The organism is Mycobacterium colombiense, assembly GCF_001665835.1.
GTDB lineage: Bacteria > Actinomycetota > Actinomycetes > Mycobacteriales > Mycobacteriaceae > Mycobacterium > Mycobacterium colombiense_A.
Genome location: NZ_LZSX01000003.1, coordinates 53,541 through 75,800, shown reverse-complemented (window position 1 = coordinate 75,800; position 22,260 = coordinate 53,541). Strand labels below are relative to the sequence as shown.

The window sequence follows — 22,260 nt, the reverse complement described above, 5'->3', positions numbered from 1 at the left end:
CCGTAGTCTTGCAAGGAATTCGGAGACGTTGGTAAGTCAAGCCGTGCGGTCACGGGTGAATGACGACGCGGCCCACGGTGTGGTTGGCCACAGCCTGATAAGCTGCGACGCCGTCTTCCAACGAGTAGTTGCCCGTGATCGGCAGTGGCCGAAACGTCCCGGACTCGAAGTGGGGGCTGATCAGCTTCAGAAGGCGAGCGGACTCGACCACGTCGAGTTTGCGGCTATCTGCGCCGAGGATTTGAATCTCGTTATGGTAGAGGTCGATCAGATCAATTTCGACCCGCCGATTCCCGACTGCACTGATTACCACGAGTCTGCCACGGTGTGCCAGCGACGCCAGTGCAGCCGCAGTAGTGACGCCGCCGACGGTGTCATACACAACTTCAGCACCCTTGCCGCCCGTGACTTCCTTGACAGCGGCAGCGGTTTCCGTTGGGGGACCAAGAGGGATGAACGCCTCCATTATTGACGCGGCCGGAGCGTCGGGCAACGGTTGGCGCCGGTCGATACCGATGACACGTGCGCCGATAAGGTGAGCGATTTGCGCCACCGCACCGCCGACACCGCCCGATACCCCGAACACTACGACGGTCTCGCCACCGGTGAGGTGTGCAATCTCTATGGCGCCCAGCCATCCCACGACGAAATTCACTCCCACCACTGAGGCTTCGTCAAACGTGAGTTCGGGCGGCTTGCGCACGAGCGCATCTATTGGAACGGCTAACAATTCGGCGTGGGAGCCGTCGCGCGTGAAGCCGACGTCGCCGCCGGTGCCCCACACTGCGGCACCATCCCACTCGGGTGGTCCACTCACGACCACGCCGGCGAAGTCGCGCCCCGGCACGCGAGGCAAGACAGTGCCTTCCATAGCGCCGGCGACGTTTTTGACATCCGACGGGTTCACTGAAGCCGCCTCCACGCCAACCACGGCCTGTTGCGGCGTCGCACATGGGTCGGACAATTCGGTGAGTTGGAGAACTTCCGGTCCGCCAAAACGGTCGAACCGCATTGCGCGCATGTATGCCTACTCTCAAGTTAGAGCTTCGACCAAAGATGGTCTTTTGACGACGATCGAACGTTGTGCAAGACAGCGAAATTGGCAAATGTAGACCGGGCGCCGCCTTCTTATCCGTAGGCGAGACGACGCCCGGTCACGTACGGTCCAATGCTTGGCTAAGCCTCCGCGTGGAGCCCGAGGAAGTCGGCGCCGTACACCAGCCCAAGGCCGTAGGCACCGGCGTTTTCCGCTGAAACGGTCCGGACCGGGGTGTAGGTCTCTGTCCGTGACCAGTCCCGCTGCAGCTCCAACAGCACCTGCACCCAGGTCACCGGAGAAGCGCCAGCCTGCGTCATGCGCGAAATCGCATGGTCGTGGGCTTCTGCGCTCATGCCGCCGGACGCATCAGCGACGACATACACCTCGTAGCCCTGCGCTAACGCCGACAGGGCCGGAAGCAAAATGCACACCTCGGTCCACAGACCAGCCAACACCAACTTGCGGCGACCGATGGCCTTGACCGCGTCGACCACTGCCACGTCTTCCCACGAATTCATCGACGTGCGGTCTAGCAGCTCCGCGTCGGGGAATTCGGCCTGTACCTGGGGGATCAGGTGACCGCTGAACGTGTTGGCCGCCACTGTGGTCACTATGGTGGGAATGTTGAACACTTTGGCTGTCTTGGCCAAGCCCACCGCCGCGTTGATGATCTTCCCGCGGTCCGTGCCGCCAACACCGAAGAACATCTGCGGTTGGAAATCGACAAACAGGAATGCGCAGTTGTCAGGAGTGAGCAGATCCGCCGAGGGAGTGGGGCCGACTTGCTCGCCATTGGATTTGGACATGATTTTCCTTTCTTAGGGGTTTCCTTGCAGGGTTGCGAGGTATGGGTGAGTGGGATCAGTGCTGGTGAATTTCGAAGGTGTGGCGGGAAGCCACCGATGGCGGTTCGCCATTGCGGCCAGCGGCCCAAAGGGCTTGAGCCCGCGAGTCCAGCGCTGCTTCAACGAGTGCCGCGGCCTGTGCGGCACCACGCCTGCTCGGCGGCGGAGTCGCCTGATAGCCACCGAATCGCGCCACCGGACTCCACGCCGGCGTGATCTCCGGCAATTCACCGTCCAGTCCCTGGAACTCGGCGTCGGCGTATACGACCTTGCCGCCGACCATGGTGAGCACTGCCTCGATATGGGGAATATCGGTTTCCTCGATGGCGAAGTAGTCGTCGCTCAACACCGCCAGGTCGCCGAAATACCCTTCCCGCAGAATGCCCTTGAGGTCCTCTTCCCCACTCAGTTGCGCGCCGGCAACGGTGTAGCGCTCCAGCGCCTGCTCGCGGCTCAGCCGGTTTGAAGGCGGGTAGAGAATGGTGCCGCCAACCGTGCGTCCTGTGACCAGCCAATGCAACGCCACCCACGGGTTATAGGAAGAAACCCGAGTGGCGTCGGTGCCGGCCGCAACTGTCAGACCGGCGGCCAGCATTGCGCGTACCGGCGGCGCTGCCTGTGCGGCAGGCCTGCCGTAACGCGCGATGAACGATTCGCCCTGAAACGACATCCGGTTCTGGACCGATATCGCGCCGCCCAAGGCCGCGATTCGCTCCAGACTATCCCGGGTTACGGTCTCGGCATGGTCGAAGAACCACCGCCCATAACCGGGGAAAAGGCCCTCTGCGGCAAGCTTTTCGAACACCGCGAGGTCGCGCTGGATCGTTTCGTTGTAGGTGGCGTGCAGCCGAAATCCCCAGCCGTTCTCGCAGAGGATCCGCACCGCCTTTTCAAAGTCATGCTCGTAATTCTCGGATAGCTCAGGGCGCGGCTCGGCGAAGTTCTCGAAGTCGGCGGCCGCCCAGGTGAGGTTCTCGCCAGCGCCGTTGAGACGAAGGAACTCGTCGCCATCCCCGGGCGTGACGGTTTGTATCCACCGTTGGATGTCGGCCACCTCCTGACCGAGAACCTGTGGGAACAAGTGATAGGCGATGCGGAGGGTCAGTTCACCGCGTTCCGCGAGTTCGCGCACGACGGCGTAGTCGTCGGGAAAGCTTTGGAACCCACCCGCCGCGTCGATCGCGGAGGTCAATCCGAACCTGTTGAGCTCCCTCAGGTAGTGGCGCGTGGATACCTTCTGGTCCTCGACGGTCAGCTTGGGGGCCTTGCCGAGGGTTTGATACAGCAGCGTTGCGGCCGGTGCCGCCAGCAGCATTCCAGTCGGGGTGCCATCGGGCCCGCGAACGATATGGCCGCCAGCCGGTTCGGGTGTGTCGCGCGTGTAACCGGCGGCGCGCACGGCAGCGCGGTTAAGCAGCGCCGACTGGTAGAGATTCAAAACGAACACCGGAGTGTCGGGCGCTACTTCGTTGAGTTCCTTCAGCGTCGGTAACCGTCGTTCGACGAACTGCTCCTTGGTGAAGCCGCCGACCACGCGTACCCATTGCCCCGCAGGGGTCGCCGCGGCTTGCTCGTGCAGCAACGCCAATGCCAGTGCCACGCTGGGAACTCCGTCCCAGCGCAGCTCCAAAACGTAATTCAGGCCGCCGCGGATCACATGCAGGTGCGAGTCGTTAAGTCCGGGAATGGCCCGTCGCCCTTGGGCGTCGATCACCTGAGTTGCCTGACCCACGTAGGCTGCGATCGCGTCGTCGTCACCGACTTTGGTGATACGCCCGTCGGTGATCGCCACCGCGGAGGCCTGCGGCCGGGCCGGATCGCCAGTGTGGATCTTGGCGTTACGCAGCACAACGTCAGCGGGCGTGACATCGGAACGTGGCATTGGTCGGACACCCGCAACGGGCATGGAAAACATCAGGTACTCCTCAAATCTGCATGTGTACGGCTCACCGCAAACAGTGCCGGAGCGGGCGTAAATACGGCGAAACTGCCCGGCCGGTAAGGACTTCGCATCAGTGTTGCCCTTGCCCGCGATCAACTGTCGCTGGGATGCTGGCCGGCCAATGCCGCGCCCAGCAGCGTCACAAGGTCGTTTCGGGTCACGGTGCGCGGATTCGGGTAAGGGTCGGACGCCGCCAATTCCGCAGCCCTTTGCACGTCGTCTGCCCGGAATCCAAGTTCTTGCAGCGAAGTCGGGCCACCGAGCTGAGCGACCAGGTCACGCAGTCCAACCGCAGCATCGGATACCTGCATGGCGTCGGCGATGCGCTGTATCACCTCGGGAACCGCCGAACGGTTGTAAGACATCACGTAAGGCAAGACGACTGTATGCGTCGGCGCGTGTGGGAGGCCGAAAGTTCCTCCCAGGACGTGGCAAAGCTTATGGTGCAACCCCATACCGACCGATGCCATGCACACCCCGGCGAGCCACGCCGACTGAAGCAGTTCGGCCCGTCCGCCATCGTCCCGTGGGTGGTCGATCACGACTGGGAGCGCTCGGGTGATGCTACGGATCGCTTGCAGCGCCATTCCGTCGATCACAGGGTTCGACTCGGATGAGTACATCGCTTCGACGGCGTGCGCCATCGCGTTGATGGCGCTGGTGAGCGTCATGTCGGGGGGCAGCTCCAGAGTCAAATCCGGGTCGTAGATCACCGTTTCGGGCAGGATGTCCGGGGAGCTGCGCGTCGTCTTAATGTCGCCCTCAGTTTCCCCGAGCACCGGCGTAACCTCTGAGCCTGCATAAGTTGTCGGCACTATCACCTGGAGATAACCGGCGCGCACAGCGAGCGCTTTGGACAGCCCGGTACTCGATCCCCCGCCGACCGACACAACACAGTCGACCCCGTTGGCCTTCGCGACCTCCAGCGCGCGGGCGGTGATGTCCGTGGGTGTGTTCATGGTTGCACGGTCGAATCGGGCGACAAGTAACGATCCGAGCGCAACTGCCACTGCAGCGGACCGCCGTCGCGGGTCAGGTCCGGTGATGAGCAACACCCGACTGGTTCCGAGTCGTAGGACTTCCTGGGCGACCTCAGCGCTCGTGCCGCTTCCGAAGACCACGCGAGTGGGCAGAGCAGTGTAGATGAATCTTTTCATCGTGCAGCTCCTGCTACTGCGCAGATCCCTTGCGCCAGTGCGCATTTGTCGATCCGTCGGCACCTCACAATGCTGAAGCGGGTTTCGGAACCGGGGTAGGATATACGGGCGCTACCACCGGATTGACATCCATGTAGATGCGGTAGTCGTAGACCAATCCGTCGCGAATACGGAACACATTGCAGCAGGGCAGGATTAGCTGATGCCTGTCCAGGCGCGTGTAGTGCACGTCCATCGTGGCTACGACACTCCCTTCGGGGAGCTCCCACATCTCGGTGACTTCGTGCCGGATTGCGCCGATCCCCCGAAGGAATGGATGCATCGTCGCGGCGAAATCGGCTTTGGTGTTGGTGGGATTGTTGTTTCCGAAGCGGAAGTACACATCGTCAGTGACATAGGAATCGAGGGCCTGAAAGTCACGGCTGTCTACCGCGCGAAGCAGACCGCGAACGATGACAACGGGTTGGAGTGTGCGCATGGCTGATTCCGTTCATGAGGTCGTCGGGAGCGACAAATAACTCCTAACCCACATTGCGCAGCCAGATGTAGAAAAGACGAAACCATCGGCCGGAGCGCAATGTCGTGCTGCCAACTGCAGTCGGTCCTCATGCTGCCCTGGCGCTGTCGTCGGGGCGCCAACCTGAAGCAATGGCTACCTCGGGCCCGTTTCGGTTCTTTTACGGGGGTTGCAGACACTTGGTATTTGCGGCGGTTCACAGACAAGTCCTGTTGGTCGCCACTTTCCCCATAAACATGAGCACCGCAGGAGAACACCATGGCGCTTGACCTGACTGTGGAGTCGATCACCGACGCCACCAAGCAGACTTTCGATGACAGTAAAACCGACCGGACCAAAGAGGTCTTCACCGCACTTGTCCAGCATCTCCACGACTTCACACGCGAGGTGCGGCTCACCCATGAGGAGTGGTTCACCGCAGTCGATTTCCTCGAACGTGTCGGCAAGATCTCCAGCCCCACCCGCCAGGAGTATGTCCTGCTGTCCGACATTCTGGGCCTGAGCGTGCTGGTGGATCTGATCAACCACCACACCGGATCGTCGGCAACAGACTCCGATCTCCTTGGCCCGTTCTACGTTGAGGGCCGGCCCATCGCTGCCAACGGCTCCGACATCTCGGGCGGAGTGCCGGGCAAGCCGCTGTTCTTCACCGGCACGGTGGTCGACACTGACGGAAATCCCGTTGTTGGCGCGCAAGTCGATACGTGGCACAGCGACGGTGAAGGCTTCTACGACGTACAGCAGACCGACAAGCTGAACAACAAGTTAGCGATGCGGGCTCTGCTCACCACCGACGAGAACGGCCGGTTCTGGTACCGCTCCATCAACCCGCGTTATTACCCGGTGCCCACCGACGGGCCGTGCGGGGAGATCATGCGTGCCGCCGCACGCTCGCCGATGCGGCCGGCGCACATCCACTTCTGGTTCCGCGCCGAGGGGTATGAGGAGTTGGTCACCCAATTGTTCCGCCCGGACGACCCGTATCTGGACTCCGACGCGGTGTTCGGCGCCAAGCGTGGGCTGATTGCGCACGCAGTCGACCATGACGCGGGTGACACTGCTCCCGACGGAACCACGTTGGACGAGCCCTTCGTGACCGTCGACTGGACCTTCGCGCTCACCCCGAAGCTCGCCGAGTAGAAGGAGACCGAGATGTCACGCATCCCCCCTTTGCCGGCCGAGCGGCTTCCCGCCGAAACACAGGATTTCTTGCAGCGCCGGGGAGCGCTGAACGTGTTCCGGTTGCTCGCGACGGCACCCCGGGTATTTGGTGGTTGGACGAAGATGACTGATGAGCTGCTCAGTAGCCCCACATTCAGTCTGCGCGAGCGCGAAATGGTGACCCTGCGGGTCGCGTACCTTCAGCGATGCCCATACGAGTTGGCCCAACACACCGACATCGCCAAGCGTACCCAGTCGGGTATAAGCGGACAGCAGATTGCCGCTCTTCTGAGCGACGGTCAGCTAACCCAAACTTGTTTCGACGAGGCCGAATTGGACGTCTTGAACTTTGTCAGCGATCTGTGCACCACCCATCATGTGGACATAGAGAGCTTCACCAGAGTCCACGCCCTACTCGGCACCGATGGCATCACCGAATTGCTGATGCTCGTCGGTCTGTATTACGGCCTGGCTCTTGTGCTGAACGCCACCGAACTGGACATCGACGATCACGTGCGCTTGCACGTATGACCTGTGAAGAGGATCGACTATGACACGTATTCCGTACCGAGACATTGGCACCCTGAACGATCATGCGCGCGAGCTCACCGTCGAGCGGGGCAGCCTCAACGTCTATCGAACCCTGGCCAACGCTGAGAACGTCTTCACCGGATGGATGATCGCCGGCCGCGATGCTCTTACCAGCCCGGTACTCAGTCCTCGGCTACGCGAGTTGGTCATTCTGCGCACCGGGCACCTCATGGACTCCCCGTACGAAATTGGCCAACACACCGGCATCGCTGAAAAGGCCGGAATCAGCGCCGAGCAGATCGCCGCACTGGCTCCGACGGGCGGACTCGAGGACGCCGGGTTCGACGACATCGAACTCGCTGTCCTGCTGCTGACGACCGAGTTGCTGGTCACAAAACGGGTCAACGCTGAGCTTTTCGAGGAAGTCCGCCGCGGCCTTGGCGACGAAGCCACCGTCGAGGTCTTGATGGTGATCCATCGCTGGGCCGGGTTAGCCCTGATGCTCAATGCCCTCGACGTCGACCTCGACTCGCAAGCCCGTATCACGATCCCCGAGCCGGCGCCGTAGCGCTATGTAAACCCGGTATGCCCATTGCCGTTTGGCTGTCTGTCCGCCGACCGCGACTTATCGGAAGGGAACGCGATGAAAATCAATGATATGGAACGACTTTCATCGATCTGGCGATAGCGGACCGCAGTTGCAAGCACTTGAGCAGTTAAGGAGAGAGACGATGCCTTTTGTAACCACCGAACCAGAAATCCTGGCAGCCGCGGCGGCCGCGTTGCAGGCCACCGGCTCAACGATGAGCGCTGAAAATGCCGCTGCGGCGGCACCCACCACCGACGTGTTGCCCGCAGCTGCCGACGAGGTGTCGGCGCTGACTGCGGCCCAGTTCGCCGCCCAAGCCCAGATGTATCAGGCGGTCAGCGCCCAAGCGGCGGCGATGCATGCACTGTTCGCGACCACGCTGACGTCGAGCGCCGGGTCTTACGCGGCCACCGAGGTCGCCAACGCGGCTGCGGCAAGCTGAGCGGATGCGTAGCAATGGATTTCGCGGCGCTGCCGCCGGAAATCAACTCAGGCCGGATGTATGCCGGGCCCGGGCCTGGGTCGATGCTGGCCGCTGCGACGGCTTGGGAACGGCTAGCAGCTGAATTATATTCGGCGGCAATGTCTTACCATTCAGCGGTCGCCGGACTAACCAGCGGTCCCTGGTTAGGAACGGCATCAACGTCGATGGCGGCGGCAGCCGCAGCCAATGTGGCATGGATGACGACCACCGCCGCTCAGGCCGAGCAGGCGGCCGCACAAGCGAGTGCGGCCGCAGCGGCGTTTGAGACGGCGTTCGCGATGACGGTTCCGCCGCCAGTGATCGCGGCCAACCGCAGCTTGTTGGCTTTGCTGATCGCGACGAACATTCTGGGACAGAACACGCCGGCGATCACGGCCACCGAGGCCCAGTACATGGAAATGTGGGCCCAAGATGCCTCCGCGATGTACGGCTACGCCAGCGCATCGGCCACCGCGGCGACAATGACACCGTTCACCCCGCCTGCTTCGACCACCAACCCCGGCGGCATGGCGGGCCAAGCCGCCGCCGTTTCCCAAGCCGTCGGCACCTCGGCCGGCAGTGCGCAGTCGACGCTGTCACAGCTAACTTCCGCCGCGCCGGCCGCGCTGCAGGGGCTCGCGTCACCGGCGGGATCCACTTCGGGCACGTCCAGTGGGCTATCGGGAGCGTCCTCGCTGCTATCTATGCTGCAGACGATCGAAGGGCCGCTGCAGATCCTGGCGGTTGGCGGGGGGGATGTCTTGATTCCTCCCGCTGCGAGCCTTGGGTTTACGAGCGGCATACTGTTGAACGCGGCGGCGCCAGCTGGGCTCGCCAACGCGGTGACGTCGGCTACGGCTCCGGCAGCGGCTCTCGTCGGCAAGGTGACGCCATTGGGATCGGCAGGCTTCGGCGGCGCGGTGACGGCGGGTTGGGGCAACGCGGCGTCGATTGGAGCTATGTCCGTGCCGCAAGCCTGGACTTCGCCCATCAGCCCCGCGGCCGCGGCATTGCCGGGCACGGGGATGGGTGGTGCGCCGGCATCGAACGCAGCACAGCCGGCCGGCGTGTTGGGTGGCATGCCTAGGACGGGCGGGTCCATGCGCGCAAAGCGAGGCATTAACTTTGGGGACGGAATTCGCCCCTTCAAGGTGATTCCACTTCGCGACTACACGGGATAGCATTTTCTTGAATCCATGCCTTCTGCCAATGCTTTTCGCACGCCGAGTCGGCGACAAAGTCGGGAATCACCACTGGAGCTTAGCGAAGCCAGATCCGGCCGGCATACTGTCATCTGGTCGGTGATCACATGGTGGTCTGGGTACATAACGCGTTCTGCCGCATAGCTTTATCGCTTGGTTTCCCGCGGGCTGTGTGCGGCGAATCCCCAATGCCCTCCGCCGCGTCGTTTTAGGCCCTATCCGTGAGGCAGGCCAGCTGTCAGGCGCCGGCGCTACTGCTGCGTGTCTATCCGGATTGAACCGCTACTCCGGTTTGGACCGACTGGCCAATCGCGCTAGGCACCAGCGGATGTGACTGTCGCACTAACTGGCTGATGATAGGGACAGTAGGAAGCCAGGAGCGATGATGATCAGGAAACCAAAGACGCTGTATTCCCCTTCCGGTGGGATTGAGCAGACAGCTTCGCCGGCTCACCACGCGACAGCCCACGTCATTTGAACGGCGTGGCAGACCCCCGCCAAATGCATACAGGAAGATCGGAAAATGACATCGACCGCCGCCGAGTTGCATGTGGGCAGCCATTTTCCAGGGAGGGCTCTAGGTCGCACCCGGACCGTCATTGCGAGAGATGGCGTGTCGCTTTCCGTGCGTGACCACGGATCATCTTGCGCACCCAAGCACACCGTGATCCTTTTACATGGCTTCTGCTTAGACCAATCGTCATGGGACATCCAGATCGATCAATTGACACGCGAGTTGGGCAACGACATCCGGATCATCAGCTACGACCACCGCGGCCACGGAGACTCCTCGGCCGCTCCCATGCATGCTTACCGCATCGAGCAGCTAGCCGACGACCTCGCGGCGTTGCTCGTAGCCCTTGGCGTTAGCGGCCCGCTCACCCTCGCAGGACACTCTATGGGGGGCATGACAGCCTTGGCCTACCTAGCCCGTAGCGCCAGTTATCGCCCGGTCGAACCGCAATCGCTTGTACTCATCGCAAGTGCTGCAGGCAAACTCGCCAAGCGCGGTCTCGGTCGGCTCTTGGCGACCCCCACTGTCAACATCCTCTACGCTATGGTGCAACATGCGCCATTGCCGATGACGGACAAGACAATTCGGGCACTCAGTGGACCCGCGTGCGCCGCGCTGACCCGACGTTGTGGGTATGGCCTTAACGGCTGCGATGCACGTGCAGCAGTAGCAGCTGGGACCATTAACGCAACCCCCTTGAGAACCAAGGTGGGGTTCCTGCCGAGCTTGCGAAGCTATGACCAATACCACACCCTTAGTGCTATCTCCGCAGCGACGACTGTCGTGAGCGGTGGAGCCGACGTGTTCACCCCACCCGCGCATGCCCACGATATGGTCGCCGCCATCCCTGGGGCCACGCTGATGCATCAACCCGACGCCGGACACATGCTTCTACAGGAGGCCCCGCAGCTCGTCACCGAGGCAATCAGCCGCGCCGTCGCGCAATCCGATGGTTCAGCAGCGACTTCCAGTCATTCCCCACGAAGCGGAGCTAGGCGTAGTCACCACGGCTCGTCGCAAGGCCGCGGCTCTGTGGGCTTGCCGACAGTCAGCCCAGCTCGCCAGCATCGTGGTTGGTGATGCAATGCGGGCACACGCCGTGATCGGTTACCTACTGGTGCCCAGTCCTAGGGGGGTCCGGCTGGGTAGCACACGATCGAGCTGGCTGCGTGAGCTGATGTTCAGCTTGGTGAACACCTTGCTCAGGTGATACTGCACGGTCTTGGCGCTAATGAATAGTCGTGCCCCGATCTCTGGATTGGTCAGGCCCTCCCTGGCCAACTCCGCGATCTGGGTTTCCTGCGGCGTCAGCTGCGCACGACGCGCCGCTGTGGTGCGCTTGTGTGCGGTCACGCCAGTGGCCACTAGCTCGTGCCGGGTCCGCTCGGCGAACCCGCGCATTCCCATCGCGTCGAACATGTCATGTGCGGTGTGTAGTTGTGTTCGTGCGTCGGTGCGGCGGCCCTCGCGGCGCAGCCATTCCCCGTAGAGCAGACGGGCGCGCGCGAGCTCGGGTCGCATACGGGTCCGTTCGAGACGATCGATCGCCTCGCAATACAAACGTTCAGCCTCGGCGCCGTCGGAAAGCAGTGCACGCGAACGTGCTTCCACACCGAGCGCCCAGTCGCTGGCACTGGCAGTGGTGGTGCTGGTAAGCCGGCGCAGCGCTTCGGTGGCGGTGTGCGTGGCGCCGGTGCGGACGGCGGCTTCGACGAGTTCAGCTGCGACAAAGTCCGATGCCTCTGCGATCGCGGTCTGTTCGCCCGTGAGTTGCGCCGCGGCTACGGCCTCACCGTAGCGGCCCAGGCCGTTGTTAAGCACCGCGATGAACCAGGCTATCCACGTTTGTAAGCCACCTTGGCCACGAGTCGTCGTCTCCGTTGTCGTTGCAACGGTTAACTGAGTTACCGCCGTTTGGTCGCCGCGGAATGCAGCAAGCAACATCACGACGTAATCAACGTATTGCCACAGGCTGGTGCCGATCGCCTCGGTCACCGTCTGCAGCTCCTGTGCAAGGGTCGTCAGCTCAGGAAGCAGCGATTCTGCTGCGGTCAGCTCGCCGACATATACATGTGCGATCGCGCGCACGACCCCGGCGATGGGTATTTCGGCAAGCGCACCTGCCTCGCGCGCGACCTCGAGGTATCGCTGCGAGAGCATCACTGTGCTCTCGTCATCCCAGATGCTTTGCGCGGTGAGGCAGACCTGGTACAGACAGCGCAACTGGTCACTGAGCGACGTCGCGTCGCGAGCCGCTTTAGTCGCGCGCCGCAACGCCGGCAGGGACGCCACGTATCCGTCGGTGACGTGCGCCGCGAAGGCATCGACGGTGAGGTCGATTAGCTGTGGAGTTGACGGGCGCGGCGCCCCCTGGGCGGCGCGGGCCACCTCGAGCACATCGCCCTCCGCGAGGTCGCCGGCGAGAAATCCTGCCGTCAGTGCGTCCAGGTAGGTCGCGCGGGACAGCGCAACGTCAAACGGCTCAAGCGATTTGGCTGCCTTGAGCAGCAGCGGCATCGCGTCGGCGCCGCGGCCGGTGACATAGACGAGCTGGGCCCGGATCAAATCCACTCGGGCCCTGTGGAACTCGCTGAGCGGTCCGCCCTCAACCATCGTCAGCAATTCCAACGCCGCATCGAACGCGCCCGCCCCCACGTGGGCCGCCGCGGCAGCCAACGCCCGCTCGGCTTGCCGATTCGGCTCACGGGTCAACATCGTCGCCCGCTCGAGAAACGCCGCCGCAGCGGCCAAGCCACCGCGTGCCTGGGCCCGGTCCGCGGAGCGCTCCAACTCCGCGGCCACGTCCTCGTCCGGCCCTTCCGTCGCCTGGGCTCGGTGCCAAGCATGTCGATCGGGATCGCTGCCCGGATCTGTCGCCTCTGCCAACGCTTGATGCGCGGCCCGTCTTTCGTGCAGCGGCGCTGAGTGGTAGGCCGCTGAACGCACCAGCGGATGGCGGAACCGCACCCGGACGCCGAATTCGGCCAGCCCGGCATCGATGGCCGGTGCAGCGGCGTCGGCGCCGATGCCCAAATGTGCGGCCGCTCGCCACAACAGCGCCGGATCGCCCAGCGGCTCGGCCGCCGCCAGTAACAACAGGCGGTGGGTCTGCCGAGGCAACCTTTGGATCTCACGCCGGAAGCTTTCCTCCACGGTCGCCGTCAGTCGCGCTGACCCGGGCAAACCGAACCCGCCGGCCAGCTTGTGCATCCCCAGACCACGGGGCAATTCCAGCAGCGCCAGCGGGTTCCCTCCTGTCTCGATGACGATCTGGTCGCGCACCCGCTCGTCGATCGGGGCGGTCCATACTGCATCCAGCAATGCCCGCGCATCGCCCGCGCGTAGGCCTTTGACCTCCAGCGTCGCCAACGTGCTGAGGTAGGGCACCGGCGCACGCGACGCGAAAATTATTGCCACCGATTCGACGACGAGCCGGCGACCGACAAACGCCAAGGCTTGCGCCGAAGCCTGGTCTAGCCACTGCAGATCATCAACCAGGCAGACAAGGGGCTGCTGCTCGGCCACCTCGGAAATTAAGTTCAACGTGGCCAGACCCACCAAAAACCGATCCGGCGCCGGACCGGCCATCAGCCCAAAGGCAGTCCCGAGGGCTTCACGCTGGGGTGCGGGCAGGACGTCAAGGTGATCCAGCATCGGCGCGCACAACTGCTGCAGCGCGGCATAGGCGAGCTCCATCTCCGACTCGATACCGGCGGCACGTGCCAGACGGCAGCCCGTGGCTTGCTCGGCAACGTAATCCATCAACGCCGACTTACCGACGCCAGGATCGCCCTGCAGCACTAGCACTCGACTTTCCCCGCCCCGTACGGTCCGGAGAAGTTCGTCAAGCAGCCTACGTTCCGGGTCGCGATCGATCAGCTGCATGCCGCTAGTTGGCATCTTCACGGGATGAGGCTATACCTTGCTGCCCTAGCCCAGGAAACTAGTTGCGGTTGCCAGGCACCGGTGGATCCGGTGACCACATTCTCGCGCCCCGCTCTGTAGCTAAACGGTAGTGGACACAAGCGCACCCCTGCGGATGGGCGATCGTTTGGAATTGTGAAATGACCAAAATGACGACACCGGCCCGGTTGGGTTGCAACCTTGTGTGTCGTGGGGCGGAGGCATTCCCACAGCAACATGGGGCTGATCGGGGCGCCATGGTTGCTGTGCGCTGGACAGGCGCGTTGCGGCGGCCGGACCAAGCTTCTGCGCAGGCCTTGGCGTTTGTAGGCCGCCGTCGATCGCCTCGATCGTCTTTCGCCCCCGCAGCGGGACGCGCTCGGCACGAATGGAGCCGAGGCTGAGCGTCTTTATCGTGGCGCCATCGAGCGGCTTGGCCGCACCCGCATGCGTGCGGATCTTGCTCGTGCCCAGCTGCTCTACGGAGAGTGGCTGCGCCGCGAGCGTCGCAGAACCGACGCGCGAATACAGCTGCGCATCGCGCACGACATGCTCGACGCGATGGGGATGGAGGCGTTCGCCGAGTGGCTGACTGTGAGCTGCAAGCCACTGGGGAGATCGCCCGCAAACGTACGTTCGGGGAGGCGGAAAGCAACTGACCCGGCAGGGACTCACCTCGCACGGATGGCCTGCGACGGGCTCTCTAATCCGGAGATCGGCGCACGGCTGTTCATCAGCACGCGCACCGTCCGGTACCACCTTCACAATGTGTTCGCCAAACTCGACATCAGCTCACGCAGCCAGCTTGATCGGGTCTTTCCGAGTCCTGTCTAGCGGTGCGCAAGCAGCTAACTAAATACCGCAGGCACCCGCGTCGCACGGCGAGCCACAGTGCTGGCTTCTTCGACTAGCCATAGGCGGATGCGACAAAATGACATTTCACGGCAAGCTCCTAGTAATTGATCGACGACAGCCCCCGGCGGGCGTCGGCCAATGGCGAAAGCGTCGAGACCAGTGGCATCAAGTGCAGCGCTATCCCCATCGGTCATCTTGAAGGCGGAGAGACGGGAGATTGCCTGATGGATCGCGAGGTCCCGGTCGTTCTTCCGTTCGATCGGTTGAGTATCGAAGTATGTCCGGCACCAGATTTCGTACCTTAAGCGACGTAGGAGGGCGGTTTGCGACGCTCGTCAGCCCCGGCCAGGCCCGAGTCGACGTCGTGGGCTTTGTGGTGCTAGGTCAGCTCAGAGCCAAGCGGTTGTAACGCGACTCGACGGTTTGTGAGACCAACGCACTTGTCTGGCTAGTTAAATACCATCTCGTTTAAGGAGATTCAACATGGCTACCCCGACCATGTTGCCCCACAGCATCGACGATCGTTGCGGCCAAGCCGTGGTCTTCCGCGATCCGGCGTCCAACGCCCAACTTGCTGCACGTTTCGAACGCGAGGTCATTCCACTACGAAATCGCCTCTACGCCATGGCACTCCGTGTGACACGCGACCGCCATGACGCCGAGGACCTCGTGCAGGACACCCTTATGAATGCCTATGCAGGATTCCCCACCTTCCGCGAAGGCACAGACTTGGTCGCCTGGCTCTGTCGAATTATGCACAACAGTTGGATTAACAGTTGCCGCAAGAAGCGGCGTTGGCGAACTGAGGTGTCGGCTGGGGGCGTCTCTGATGATCGGTTGGCGTTGTATGCCGCACGTAGCGCGACAGTCGTTCGCTCGGCTGAGCTCACAGCGTTGGAGTCCTTACCGGACAGTGTGATCAAGGCTGCTCTCATGACGCTGACGGAGGAATCGCGATTAGCCATCTACTATGCCGACGTGGAGGGGATGTCCTATAGAGAGATTGCTGACATCACGAATGTCGCTGTCGGCACTGTCAAGTCGCGACTGCACCGAGGTCGCCGACAGTTACGCAAGACTCTTCGTGGTAGCCGCCCGAAGCGGCTTGAAATCGAACATATACGTGAGCCCGGGCCAATGATCGACTCCGTCTCATTGGAGGTAACGTGAATCAAAGACCTCCACCATTCTGTGTCAGCGTCCACCGATCGGTTCTGCCGTGCTGCACAACATCGTTAGCTGCGCCCAACGGGCACAATGAGATACAGGGTTTCAGCGCTTTGGAGGAATGCAAACCGAAGGTATTGTTCGTCGCGGTGCGTATTGGTGTGGTGGCCTTACTGGCGGTCGTGCTCGCCATCATGCCCGACGAAGTGCTCTTGGGATGGTTCACTTTCGGGGCGAGCGCTGCGGGCCTGGTGCTCCTGATCATTGAGGAGTTGCATGAGCGTGTTTTGCGGTTGAAGTGGATGAGGGGGAGGGCGAGCCGAGCACTATGTCACGGTTCAGATCCATGTTGCCTTCTTGCTTATGGCCACGAAACTACCTGAGCCCGCATCGAATGATCAAAAACACATTCGCCGATGAGTCGGCCTAAAAGCAGCATGGGAACCGGAAATATGGCATGACTTGCCGAAACAAGCAAGCACTGTGTTGCCAACACGCCTAACCCGGAACACCGTGGATTGTGTGCTGCATGCTCTCCAGTCTCGCGGGGTCGTCGACCTAGGTAACGCGCGCCGCGTCACTCACCGCATCGACTCTCCTCGTCTTAAACCCTCTTGTCGCGTTCGCTCGTTAGATTGTTGTGCTGTAAGACGTTTAGTCACGCGCCCTGATGGCCGGATGATTTTCGCTGCAAACGAAAATGTTGGACACACCAGATCAACGTTCAGGGAGCAATTAACGATGAGCACACCATCGGAACGCCCCTCTTCGGCAACCGACATCTACCTCGACGCCGCCGGTGTACCCGCGGTCATCAACACCGCGCTGGCCGCGGCCAAGAAGGGTGCCACCCTGGGAATCGTTGGTGTGCACAAGGAACCGGTGCCAGTCGAGTTCGTCAACGTGATGAGCAACGAGATCACCATCCTGGGATCGATGGGCTATCCCGACGAGATCTTCGAGGTGACCAGGGATCTCGTCGCGAACTGGGAGAAGTACGCGCTGATCGTCAGCCACACCATCCCGTTCGACGACGTCGGCGAGGCGCTCGAACTGGCGCACACCCCGGGGCGGCGGACAAGGTCGTCGTCACGTTCTGCTGATGTCGGCGGACGAGCGCGACGTCATGGCGAAATTCGACCCGCCCCCTGTTTTCGCCGCGGGTTTATGCTGCCGGAGCTGGCCGTGCCGAGCCAGGTGGAAAGCGCGAGTTGGGCGGCGTCCAACGGTGCTTAGCTGTTTGGCCCCGGTGAGGATGTCGACGAGTTGCGGTCCGCGGACGAGCGGGATCAGGCTGACTCCGACGGAACGGCGTCAGCGTATGGAGCGTCGCTCTTGGCGTAAGCCCGGCTGCACACCATGTACAGGATGCCGAGGCCGACAACGGCCACGGACATCAGCGCGATGATGTAGTCGTCATACCAGGGCTGGTGGGAGTCACGCGGCCAGGACAGATTGACGATGGCCGCGACTCCGTAGATCAGCGCGCCGATGTTCACGGGCACGCCCCACCGGCCGAGCCGGTACTTGCCCTTCGGCACCCAGCCTTTGATCCGCGCGCGCAGGGCCGCCAGCACCACCATCTGGAACGCGATGTAGACCCCGACCGAACCGAAGCTGACGAGTTTGGTGAGCGCGTCGCTCGAGATGAGCGAACCGATGATCAGGAACGCCGGGATGATGACCGCAATCAGCAGCGAGTACGGCGGCACGTGGCGTTTGTGATCGAAGCGCGCCAACAGCTTTGAGCCGATGATCATGTCGTCACGGCCGTAGGAGTAGATGAGCCGGCTGGCCGCGGCCTGCAGGCTCAGCGCGCACGACACGAACGAGATCAGCACGATGCACAGCACGACCTTGGCGCCGAGCCCGCCGAATGCGGTCTTCAGGATGGTGTCGATCGGATCGGAGTCCTTGCCGCTGATCACCGCGCCGAAGTCGGTGACCGACAGGATCAGGCTCAAGCAGACGAAAGTAGCTGCGGAGCCTCCGATGTAGATGGTGCGGCGCATCGCCTTGGGAATTTGCACGCCGGGGTCGCGGACCTCTTCGGCCACGTCGCCGCAGGCTTCGAAACCGAAGAACTGGTACAGCGCGATCAGGCTGGCGGCCAGAAAGGCGTACATGTAGCTGTGGCTGCCTTGGGCACCGAAGCCGTGGAACAGCACCCCGAGGTTGTGGTGTCGCTGGGTGCACAGCAACCAGACGCCGACCACGATGGCTCCGATCAGCTCGGCGCTGAAGCCGAAGATGGCGAAGTAGCCCAGCATCTTGGTGCCGGTCAGGTTGATGGCGGTGGCAATCGCCAACATGCCGAGCGCACACAGCACCGTGGCGTGCGGGGACGGCGTGAAACCGAACACGTCGGCCACGTACGGGCCCGCACCATAGGCCGCGTCGGCCAGCAGGGCCAGCAGCGTGAACATGTAGACCCACCCGGTCATCCACGCCCATTTGCGGCCCCACAACCGTCGCGCCCAGGGGTAGACGCCACCGGCCACGGGGAACTGCGCGACCACCTCGCTGAACACCAGCGCGACCAACATCTGCCCGGCGCCGGCGATGAGCAGGCTCCAGATCATCGGCGGCCCAGCGGCGGCCAGCGCGAAAGCGAACACCGTGTAGATGCCGACCACCGGTGACAGGTAGGTGAATCCGAGCGAGAAGTTCGCCCACGGGCTCATGTCCCGCTTGAAGTCGGAGTGGAAGCCGAGGGCCTCGAGCTGAGCCTGGTCCTCGTCCTCGAGCGTGGGGATACTGCCGACGCCGGGTTGGGTCTGGGGCTGGGCGTTTTCTTTGAGTGTTCTTGCGGTTCCAGACGTCGTGTTAATGGCCAAAGCTCTTTCCTCACTTCTCAAGTCGAGTGGACGGCAATCGGCTGTCGTTCATCGACATGTCACAATTCACAACCGCGGGCTATTGCGGTTCCTGAGGCTCGATGAGAGCGATCCGCGACAGGGCTGCTATTTGTTCGTCGCCTCCTTGATCAAGTTCGCGGCCGTGCGCTTCAGAACGTCTCGTTGTCGGCGTACGTCGGCGATCGCCTTGCGCAGTTGGTTGAGCTCATCGCGTTCGCCCACGGCGGCGTCGTCGTCCGCATCGGCGGTCGGCTTGACCCATCGGCCGGCGGGGTCGTCGTGCATGCCGGTCTCGCCGGCCAGCCCGGGAACCACCTTGTGGCGGGCGCCTGCCCGGATGCGGCCCTGGTCGCCGCGCGGTGCGTTGACGACGCTGGCCACCGGACCCATCGAGGGCATGCCGCCGTAGAAGCCCGGTGTGGCCGCCCCGGCCTGGGGGACGCCCTCGAGCCCGGCGCTCGGCAGCGCGGCTGCCGTGGCGGCCAGCCGAATCGCCGGGGACGTGCCCCAGGACTGCGGCACCGACAGCTTGCCGACCGACGCCGCCTCGCCCACTCCCGCCGATACCCCGGGGACGCCCGGGCCCGCACCCGAGCCCGAATTCACCAGAGCCGACCCGGAGGTGCCCGCTCCGGCAAGACCCGCCGCCGCGGCCGGTGGCGCGGAAAGCGAATTGACCAACGGGTTCCAGGCCGCGGCGACCGGCGGTGCGAGGGTCAGCAAGGTACCGGAGGCGTCGAAATTCAAACCCTCGGAAAGGATTTGGTAGCCGATGGTGTTCTCGCTGAAGTTGTTGAACAGATCCAGCAGCGAACCCGACCCGGAAGACCCTCCGGACGTCCCGGAGGCCGGGCCCGCCGTAACGTTCTGCAGCAGGTTGGGCACGCTGGACAGCGTCGATTGGGTGCTCTGGCCGGTTGCTGACGCGGCAGCCCTGTTGACCGCCATGCTCTGGTTGGTATTTGCCGTCGAGTTGGTGGTCTGGGGCGGTGAGGTGAACGGCGTCAACCTGGTGGCCGCCGCCGAGGCGCCCGCGTAGCCGTACATGGCTGCGGCGTCTTGAGCCCACATCTCGGAGTACTGCGCCTCGGTGGCCGCGATCGCCGGGGTGTTCTGCCCAAAAGCATTGGTGGACACCAGCGAAGACAACAGCGCGCGGTTGACCTCGATCTGCGCCGGGGGCACCGTGGCGGCGAAGGCCGCCTCATAGGCGGCCACCGCCGACGTGAGCTGGCTGGCCGCCTGCTGGGCCTGCGCGGCGGTGGTGTTCATCCACGCCACATACGGAGCCACCGCCGCCACCATCGCCCCCGACGACGGGCCCACCCACGGGTCAGCCGCAAGTTGCGACGTCACCGTTCGATAGGACGTTGCCGCCGAACTCAATTCGGCTGCCAATTTCTCCCAGGCCGCCGCGGCCGCAACCCACGGCTCCGACCCCGCACCCGCATACATCCGCGCGGAATTGACTTCGGGTGGCAGGCCTCCGAAATCCAAGGGCGCGGTCATAGCATGGCCTCCTTGATCAGGCGGGCCGCCGCATCGCGTTCGGTCGCCACTTCGGCGATCTCCTTGCGCAGCTTTTCGAGCTCGTCGCGCTCGCGTTCGCTCAATGCGCTGGCGACGTGCTTGCGGCTCTTTTGTGGCGCCGGTGCGGGCCGGGTCGCGACACCCTCGTCAGCGCCCTGCTCGCCAGGCATTGCCGGGACGACTCGCTGACCCGATCCGGAGCGGGTGCGCGACTGCTCACCCCTGGGCGCGTTGACCACGCTGCCCACCGGAGGAAGGCCACCGAAGAAGCCGGGACTTGCCGCCTCGGCCGGTGGTACACCGCCGAGTCCGGCGGCCGGCAAGGGCGACGCGCTCGCGGCCAGCCGAACGGCCGGGCCCTCCGCCCACGACTGCGGCACCGACAGCCCGCCGACGGCGGACGACCCGGCCAGGCTCGCCGAGACACCGGCATTGGCCGGGACTCCCGTCCCGCCTGGCGAGCTCACCAGGGTCCCCAGCCCAGCGTCCGCCGGTGACACGTCGCCGGCGACCGCCGCCGCCGTCGGCAATGCCAGCCCGTAGAGCCCGCCCAGCAGGGGAGTGATACCGGAAGCCGTGAACAAGGGGCCACTGATGACCAACGCCCAGTTACCGATGTTCTGCGTGAGCTCGTTGAGGCCCGTGGGGCTGCCGGCTGGTGGGTCGAACAGGCTTCCCAGCGCCGGATCCAAGTTCGATGAAGTGGCGAATGGTGTTGACGAAAGGTTTTGCAGCGTGTTCGGCACGACCGAGAGTGCGGACTGCGTGCTCGGCCCTGCCGAGGACGCGGCGGCCTGGTTGACGGAAGCGGCCTGCATCGCCTTGCCCGACGGGTTGGTGATCTGCGGCGGAGACGTGAATGCGGTCAATCTGGTGGCCGCCGCCGAGGCGCCGGCGTAGCCGTACATGGCCGCGGCGTCTTGGGCCCACATCTCGGCGTACTGCGCCTCGGTGGTCGCGATCGCCGGGGTGTTCTGCCCGAGGACGTTGGTCGCCACGAGTGAGGCCAACAGCGCGCGGTTGACCTCGATCTGCGCCGGGGGCACCGTGGCGGCGAAGGCCGCCTCGTAGGCGGCCACCGCCGACGTGAGCTGGCCGGCTGCCTGTTGGGCCTGCGCGGCGGTGGTGTTCATCCACGCCACATACGGAGCCACCGCCGCCACCATCGCCCCCGACGACGGGCCCACCCACGAGCCGCTCGTCAGCTCCGACAACACCGCCCGATAAGAGGCCGCCGCCGAACTCAACTCGGCAGCCAACGCATCCCAGGCGGCCGTGGCGGCGACCATGGAGCCCACCCCCGCGCCGGCATACATCCGCGCGGAATTGACCTCGGGCGGCAACGCCGCAAAATCCATTTCGCTAACCCCTGTCGAACCAGTCGTCCTAGACATCCCCGGGTCCACCCGCATGCCCTCGTAGATGGCTTGGCGCACGTTTAACAACACCAGCGACGGCTCACGGACCGTGGCCGCAGCACATGCCGAGATCGGCGAACCGACTACAAGAATGGATTACGTCTCTGCGACGGCGCTGATTGATTACTGAAAATCACCTGGCAAACCTTGGCCGACTTCCAGACAGCCGGCGCTCCTTTACCTCGTCGTGTGCTGATTCGGCGCCACAATAATTTCGTTTCCAGCAGCGGCGCTTCTGATAGCGGCGTCGCGGCGGCGCAGGTGCAATCAGGGCTGAGCCGAGCGGTGTCGGAGCTTGCGGCCCGCGCGGAACCCGGTATCTTACAACTCCTTTGTGATAAAGCGCGAAAGCTTTGGTGGCCTTGATGCCGCACCGGGCCAACCCTCCGACAAGGTGAGAACCAAGCGGATCAGCCCCATCTATCGGGACGCCTTTGATACGGCGCAAGGCCCCCAATATCGGCTATATCTCAGAGCACCGAAAATAGCGTAGCTATTTGCACAGTTCCTGTGCAGCAACCCTCGGCTTAACCCTCAAGGGAACGTTTCAAATAGCTGGAAGGATTTTG

At 63.4% G+C, this 22,260-nt stretch carries 16 protein-coding genes and 2 pseudogenes; 9 read left to right on the top strand and 9 right to left on the bottom strand.

All coding sequences use genetic code 11. The annotated features are described in order from the left end of the window. Positions 1-49: 49 nt before the first annotated feature. The 5 genes from A5760_RS00530 to A5760_RS00510 all read right to left on the bottom strand — a co-directional run bounded on the left by A5760_RS00530 (position 50) and on the right by A5760_RS00510 (position 5,461). Positions 50-1,012, bottom strand: coding sequence for a quinone oxidoreductase family protein (locus A5760_RS00530; RefSeq protein WP_196771927.1), 963 nt, complete (start codon positions 1,010-1,012; stop codon positions 50-52). Between the two features lie 164 nt (positions 1,013-1,176). After that, the gene (locus A5760_RS00525; RefSeq protein ID WP_064877126.1) at positions 1,177-1,845 is read right to left on the bottom strand and encodes a hydrolase; all 669 of its coding nucleotides are present in this window, start codon (positions 1,843-1,845) and stop codon (positions 1,177-1,179) included. A gap of 55 nt (positions 1,846-1,900) precedes the next feature. Further along, positions 1,901-3,799 (bottom strand): amidohydrolase, encoded by a 1,899-nt coding sequence (locus A5760_RS00520; RefSeq protein ID WP_082279263.1) that lies wholly within the window; start codon positions 3,797-3,799, stop codon positions 1,901-1,903. Positions 3,800-3,918: 119 nt separating this feature from the next. Then, positions 3,919-4,983 (bottom strand): maleylacetate reductase, encoded by a 1,065-nt coding sequence (locus tag A5760_RS00515; protein ID WP_064877176.1) that lies wholly within the window; start codon positions 4,981-4,983, stop codon positions 3,919-3,921. Between the two features lie 64 nt (positions 4,984-5,047). Continuing rightward, a complete protein-coding gene (locus tag A5760_RS00510) occupies positions 5,048-5,461 on the bottom strand; it encodes a nuclear transport factor 2 family protein (RefSeq protein WP_064877125.1) in 414 nt (137 codons plus the stop codon). 297 nt (positions 5,462-5,758) lie between these two features. On the opposite strand from A5760_RS00510, the gene A5760_RS00505 reads away from it, so the two are divergent. The 6 genes from A5760_RS00505 to A5760_RS27720 all read left to right on the top strand — a co-directional run bounded on the left by A5760_RS00505 (position 5,759) and on the right by A5760_RS27720 (position 11,040). Next, positions 5,759-6,640, top strand: a complete 882-nt coding sequence (locus A5760_RS00505; RefSeq protein WP_064877124.1) for a dioxygenase — start codon at positions 5,759-5,761, stop codon at positions 6,638-6,640. A gap of 12 nt (positions 6,641-6,652) precedes the next feature. Beyond that, positions 6,653-7,192: a carboxymuconolactone decarboxylase family protein gene (locus A5760_RS00500; RefSeq protein WP_064877123.1), complete on the top strand. Its 540-nt coding sequence runs from the start codon at positions 6,653-6,655 to the stop codon at positions 7,190-7,192. Positions 7,193-7,211: 19 nt separating this feature from the next. Then, on the top strand, positions 7,212-7,760 hold the full coding sequence (locus A5760_RS00495; RefSeq protein WP_064877122.1) for a carboxymuconolactone decarboxylase family protein: 549 nt from the start codon (positions 7,212-7,214) through the stop codon (positions 7,758-7,760). Positions 7,761-7,923: 163 nt separating this feature from the next. Then, positions 7,924-8,223, top strand: coding sequence for a PE family protein (locus A5760_RS00490; RefSeq protein WP_064877175.1), 300 nt, complete (start codon positions 7,924-7,926; stop codon positions 8,221-8,223). A 14-nt stretch (positions 8,224-8,237) separates the two neighbouring features. Further along, the gene (locus A5760_RS00485) at positions 8,238-9,425 is read left to right on the top strand and encodes a PPE family protein (RefSeq protein WP_064877121.1); all 1,188 of its coding nucleotides are present in this window, start codon (positions 8,238-8,240) and stop codon (positions 9,423-9,425) included. A gap of 544 nt (positions 9,426-9,969) precedes the next feature. After that, on the top strand, positions 9,970-11,040 hold the full coding sequence (locus A5760_RS27720; RefSeq protein ID WP_082279262.1) for an alpha/beta fold hydrolase: 1,071 nt from the start codon (positions 9,970-9,972) through the stop codon (positions 11,038-11,040). Between the two features lie 27 nt (positions 11,041-11,067). Here A5760_RS27720 and A5760_RS00480 read toward each other — a convergent pair whose 3' ends face one another. Continuing rightward, positions 11,068-13,860: a helix-turn-helix transcriptional regulator gene (locus A5760_RS00480; RefSeq protein WP_196771935.1), complete on the bottom strand. Its 2,793-nt coding sequence runs from the start codon at positions 13,858-13,860 to the stop codon at positions 11,068-11,070. A gap of 378 nt (positions 13,861-14,238) precedes the next feature. On the opposite strand from A5760_RS00480, the pseudogene A5760_RS00475 reads away from it, so the two are divergent. The 3 genes and pseudogenes from A5760_RS00475 to A5760_RS00460 form a co-directional block, all read left to right on the top strand. Further along, positions 14,239-14,697: pseudogene (locus A5760_RS00475) on the top strand (helix-turn-helix transcriptional regulator); the annotation flags it as partial. Between the two features lie 504 nt (positions 14,698-15,201). Further along, the gene (locus A5760_RS00470) at positions 15,202-15,888 is read left to right on the top strand and encodes a sigma-70 family RNA polymerase sigma factor (protein ID WP_064877119.1); all 687 of its coding nucleotides are present in this window, start codon (positions 15,202-15,204) and stop codon (positions 15,886-15,888) included. Between the two features lie 765 nt (positions 15,889-16,653). Further along, positions 16,654-16,988, top strand: a pseudogene (locus A5760_RS00460) (zinc-binding dehydrogenase); the annotation flags it as partial. A gap of 186 nt (positions 16,989-17,174) precedes the next feature. On the opposite strand, the gene A5760_RS00455 reads toward A5760_RS00460, so the two are convergent. From A5760_RS00455 to A5760_RS27495, 3 genes are all read right to left on the bottom strand, one after another. Continuing rightward, positions 17,175-18,722, bottom strand: a complete 1,548-nt coding sequence (locus tag A5760_RS00455) for an APC family permease (RefSeq protein ID WP_231122505.1) — start codon at positions 18,720-18,722, stop codon at positions 17,175-17,177. 126 nt (positions 18,723-18,848) lie between these two features. Then, entirely contained in the window at positions 18,849-20,252 is a 1,404-nt protein-coding gene (locus A5760_RS27500) for a PPE family protein (protein ID WP_064877117.1), read from the bottom strand. Then, positions 20,249-21,631 carry a PPE family protein gene (locus tag A5760_RS27495; RefSeq protein ID WP_064877116.1) on the bottom strand — a complete coding sequence of 461 codons (1,383 nt, stop codon included), beginning with the start codon at positions 21,629-21,631 and terminating at the stop codon, positions 20,249-20,251. The genes A5760_RS27500 and A5760_RS27495 overlap by 4 nt, the downstream gene beginning before the upstream one ends. Positions 21,632-22,260 lie beyond the last annotated feature (629 nt).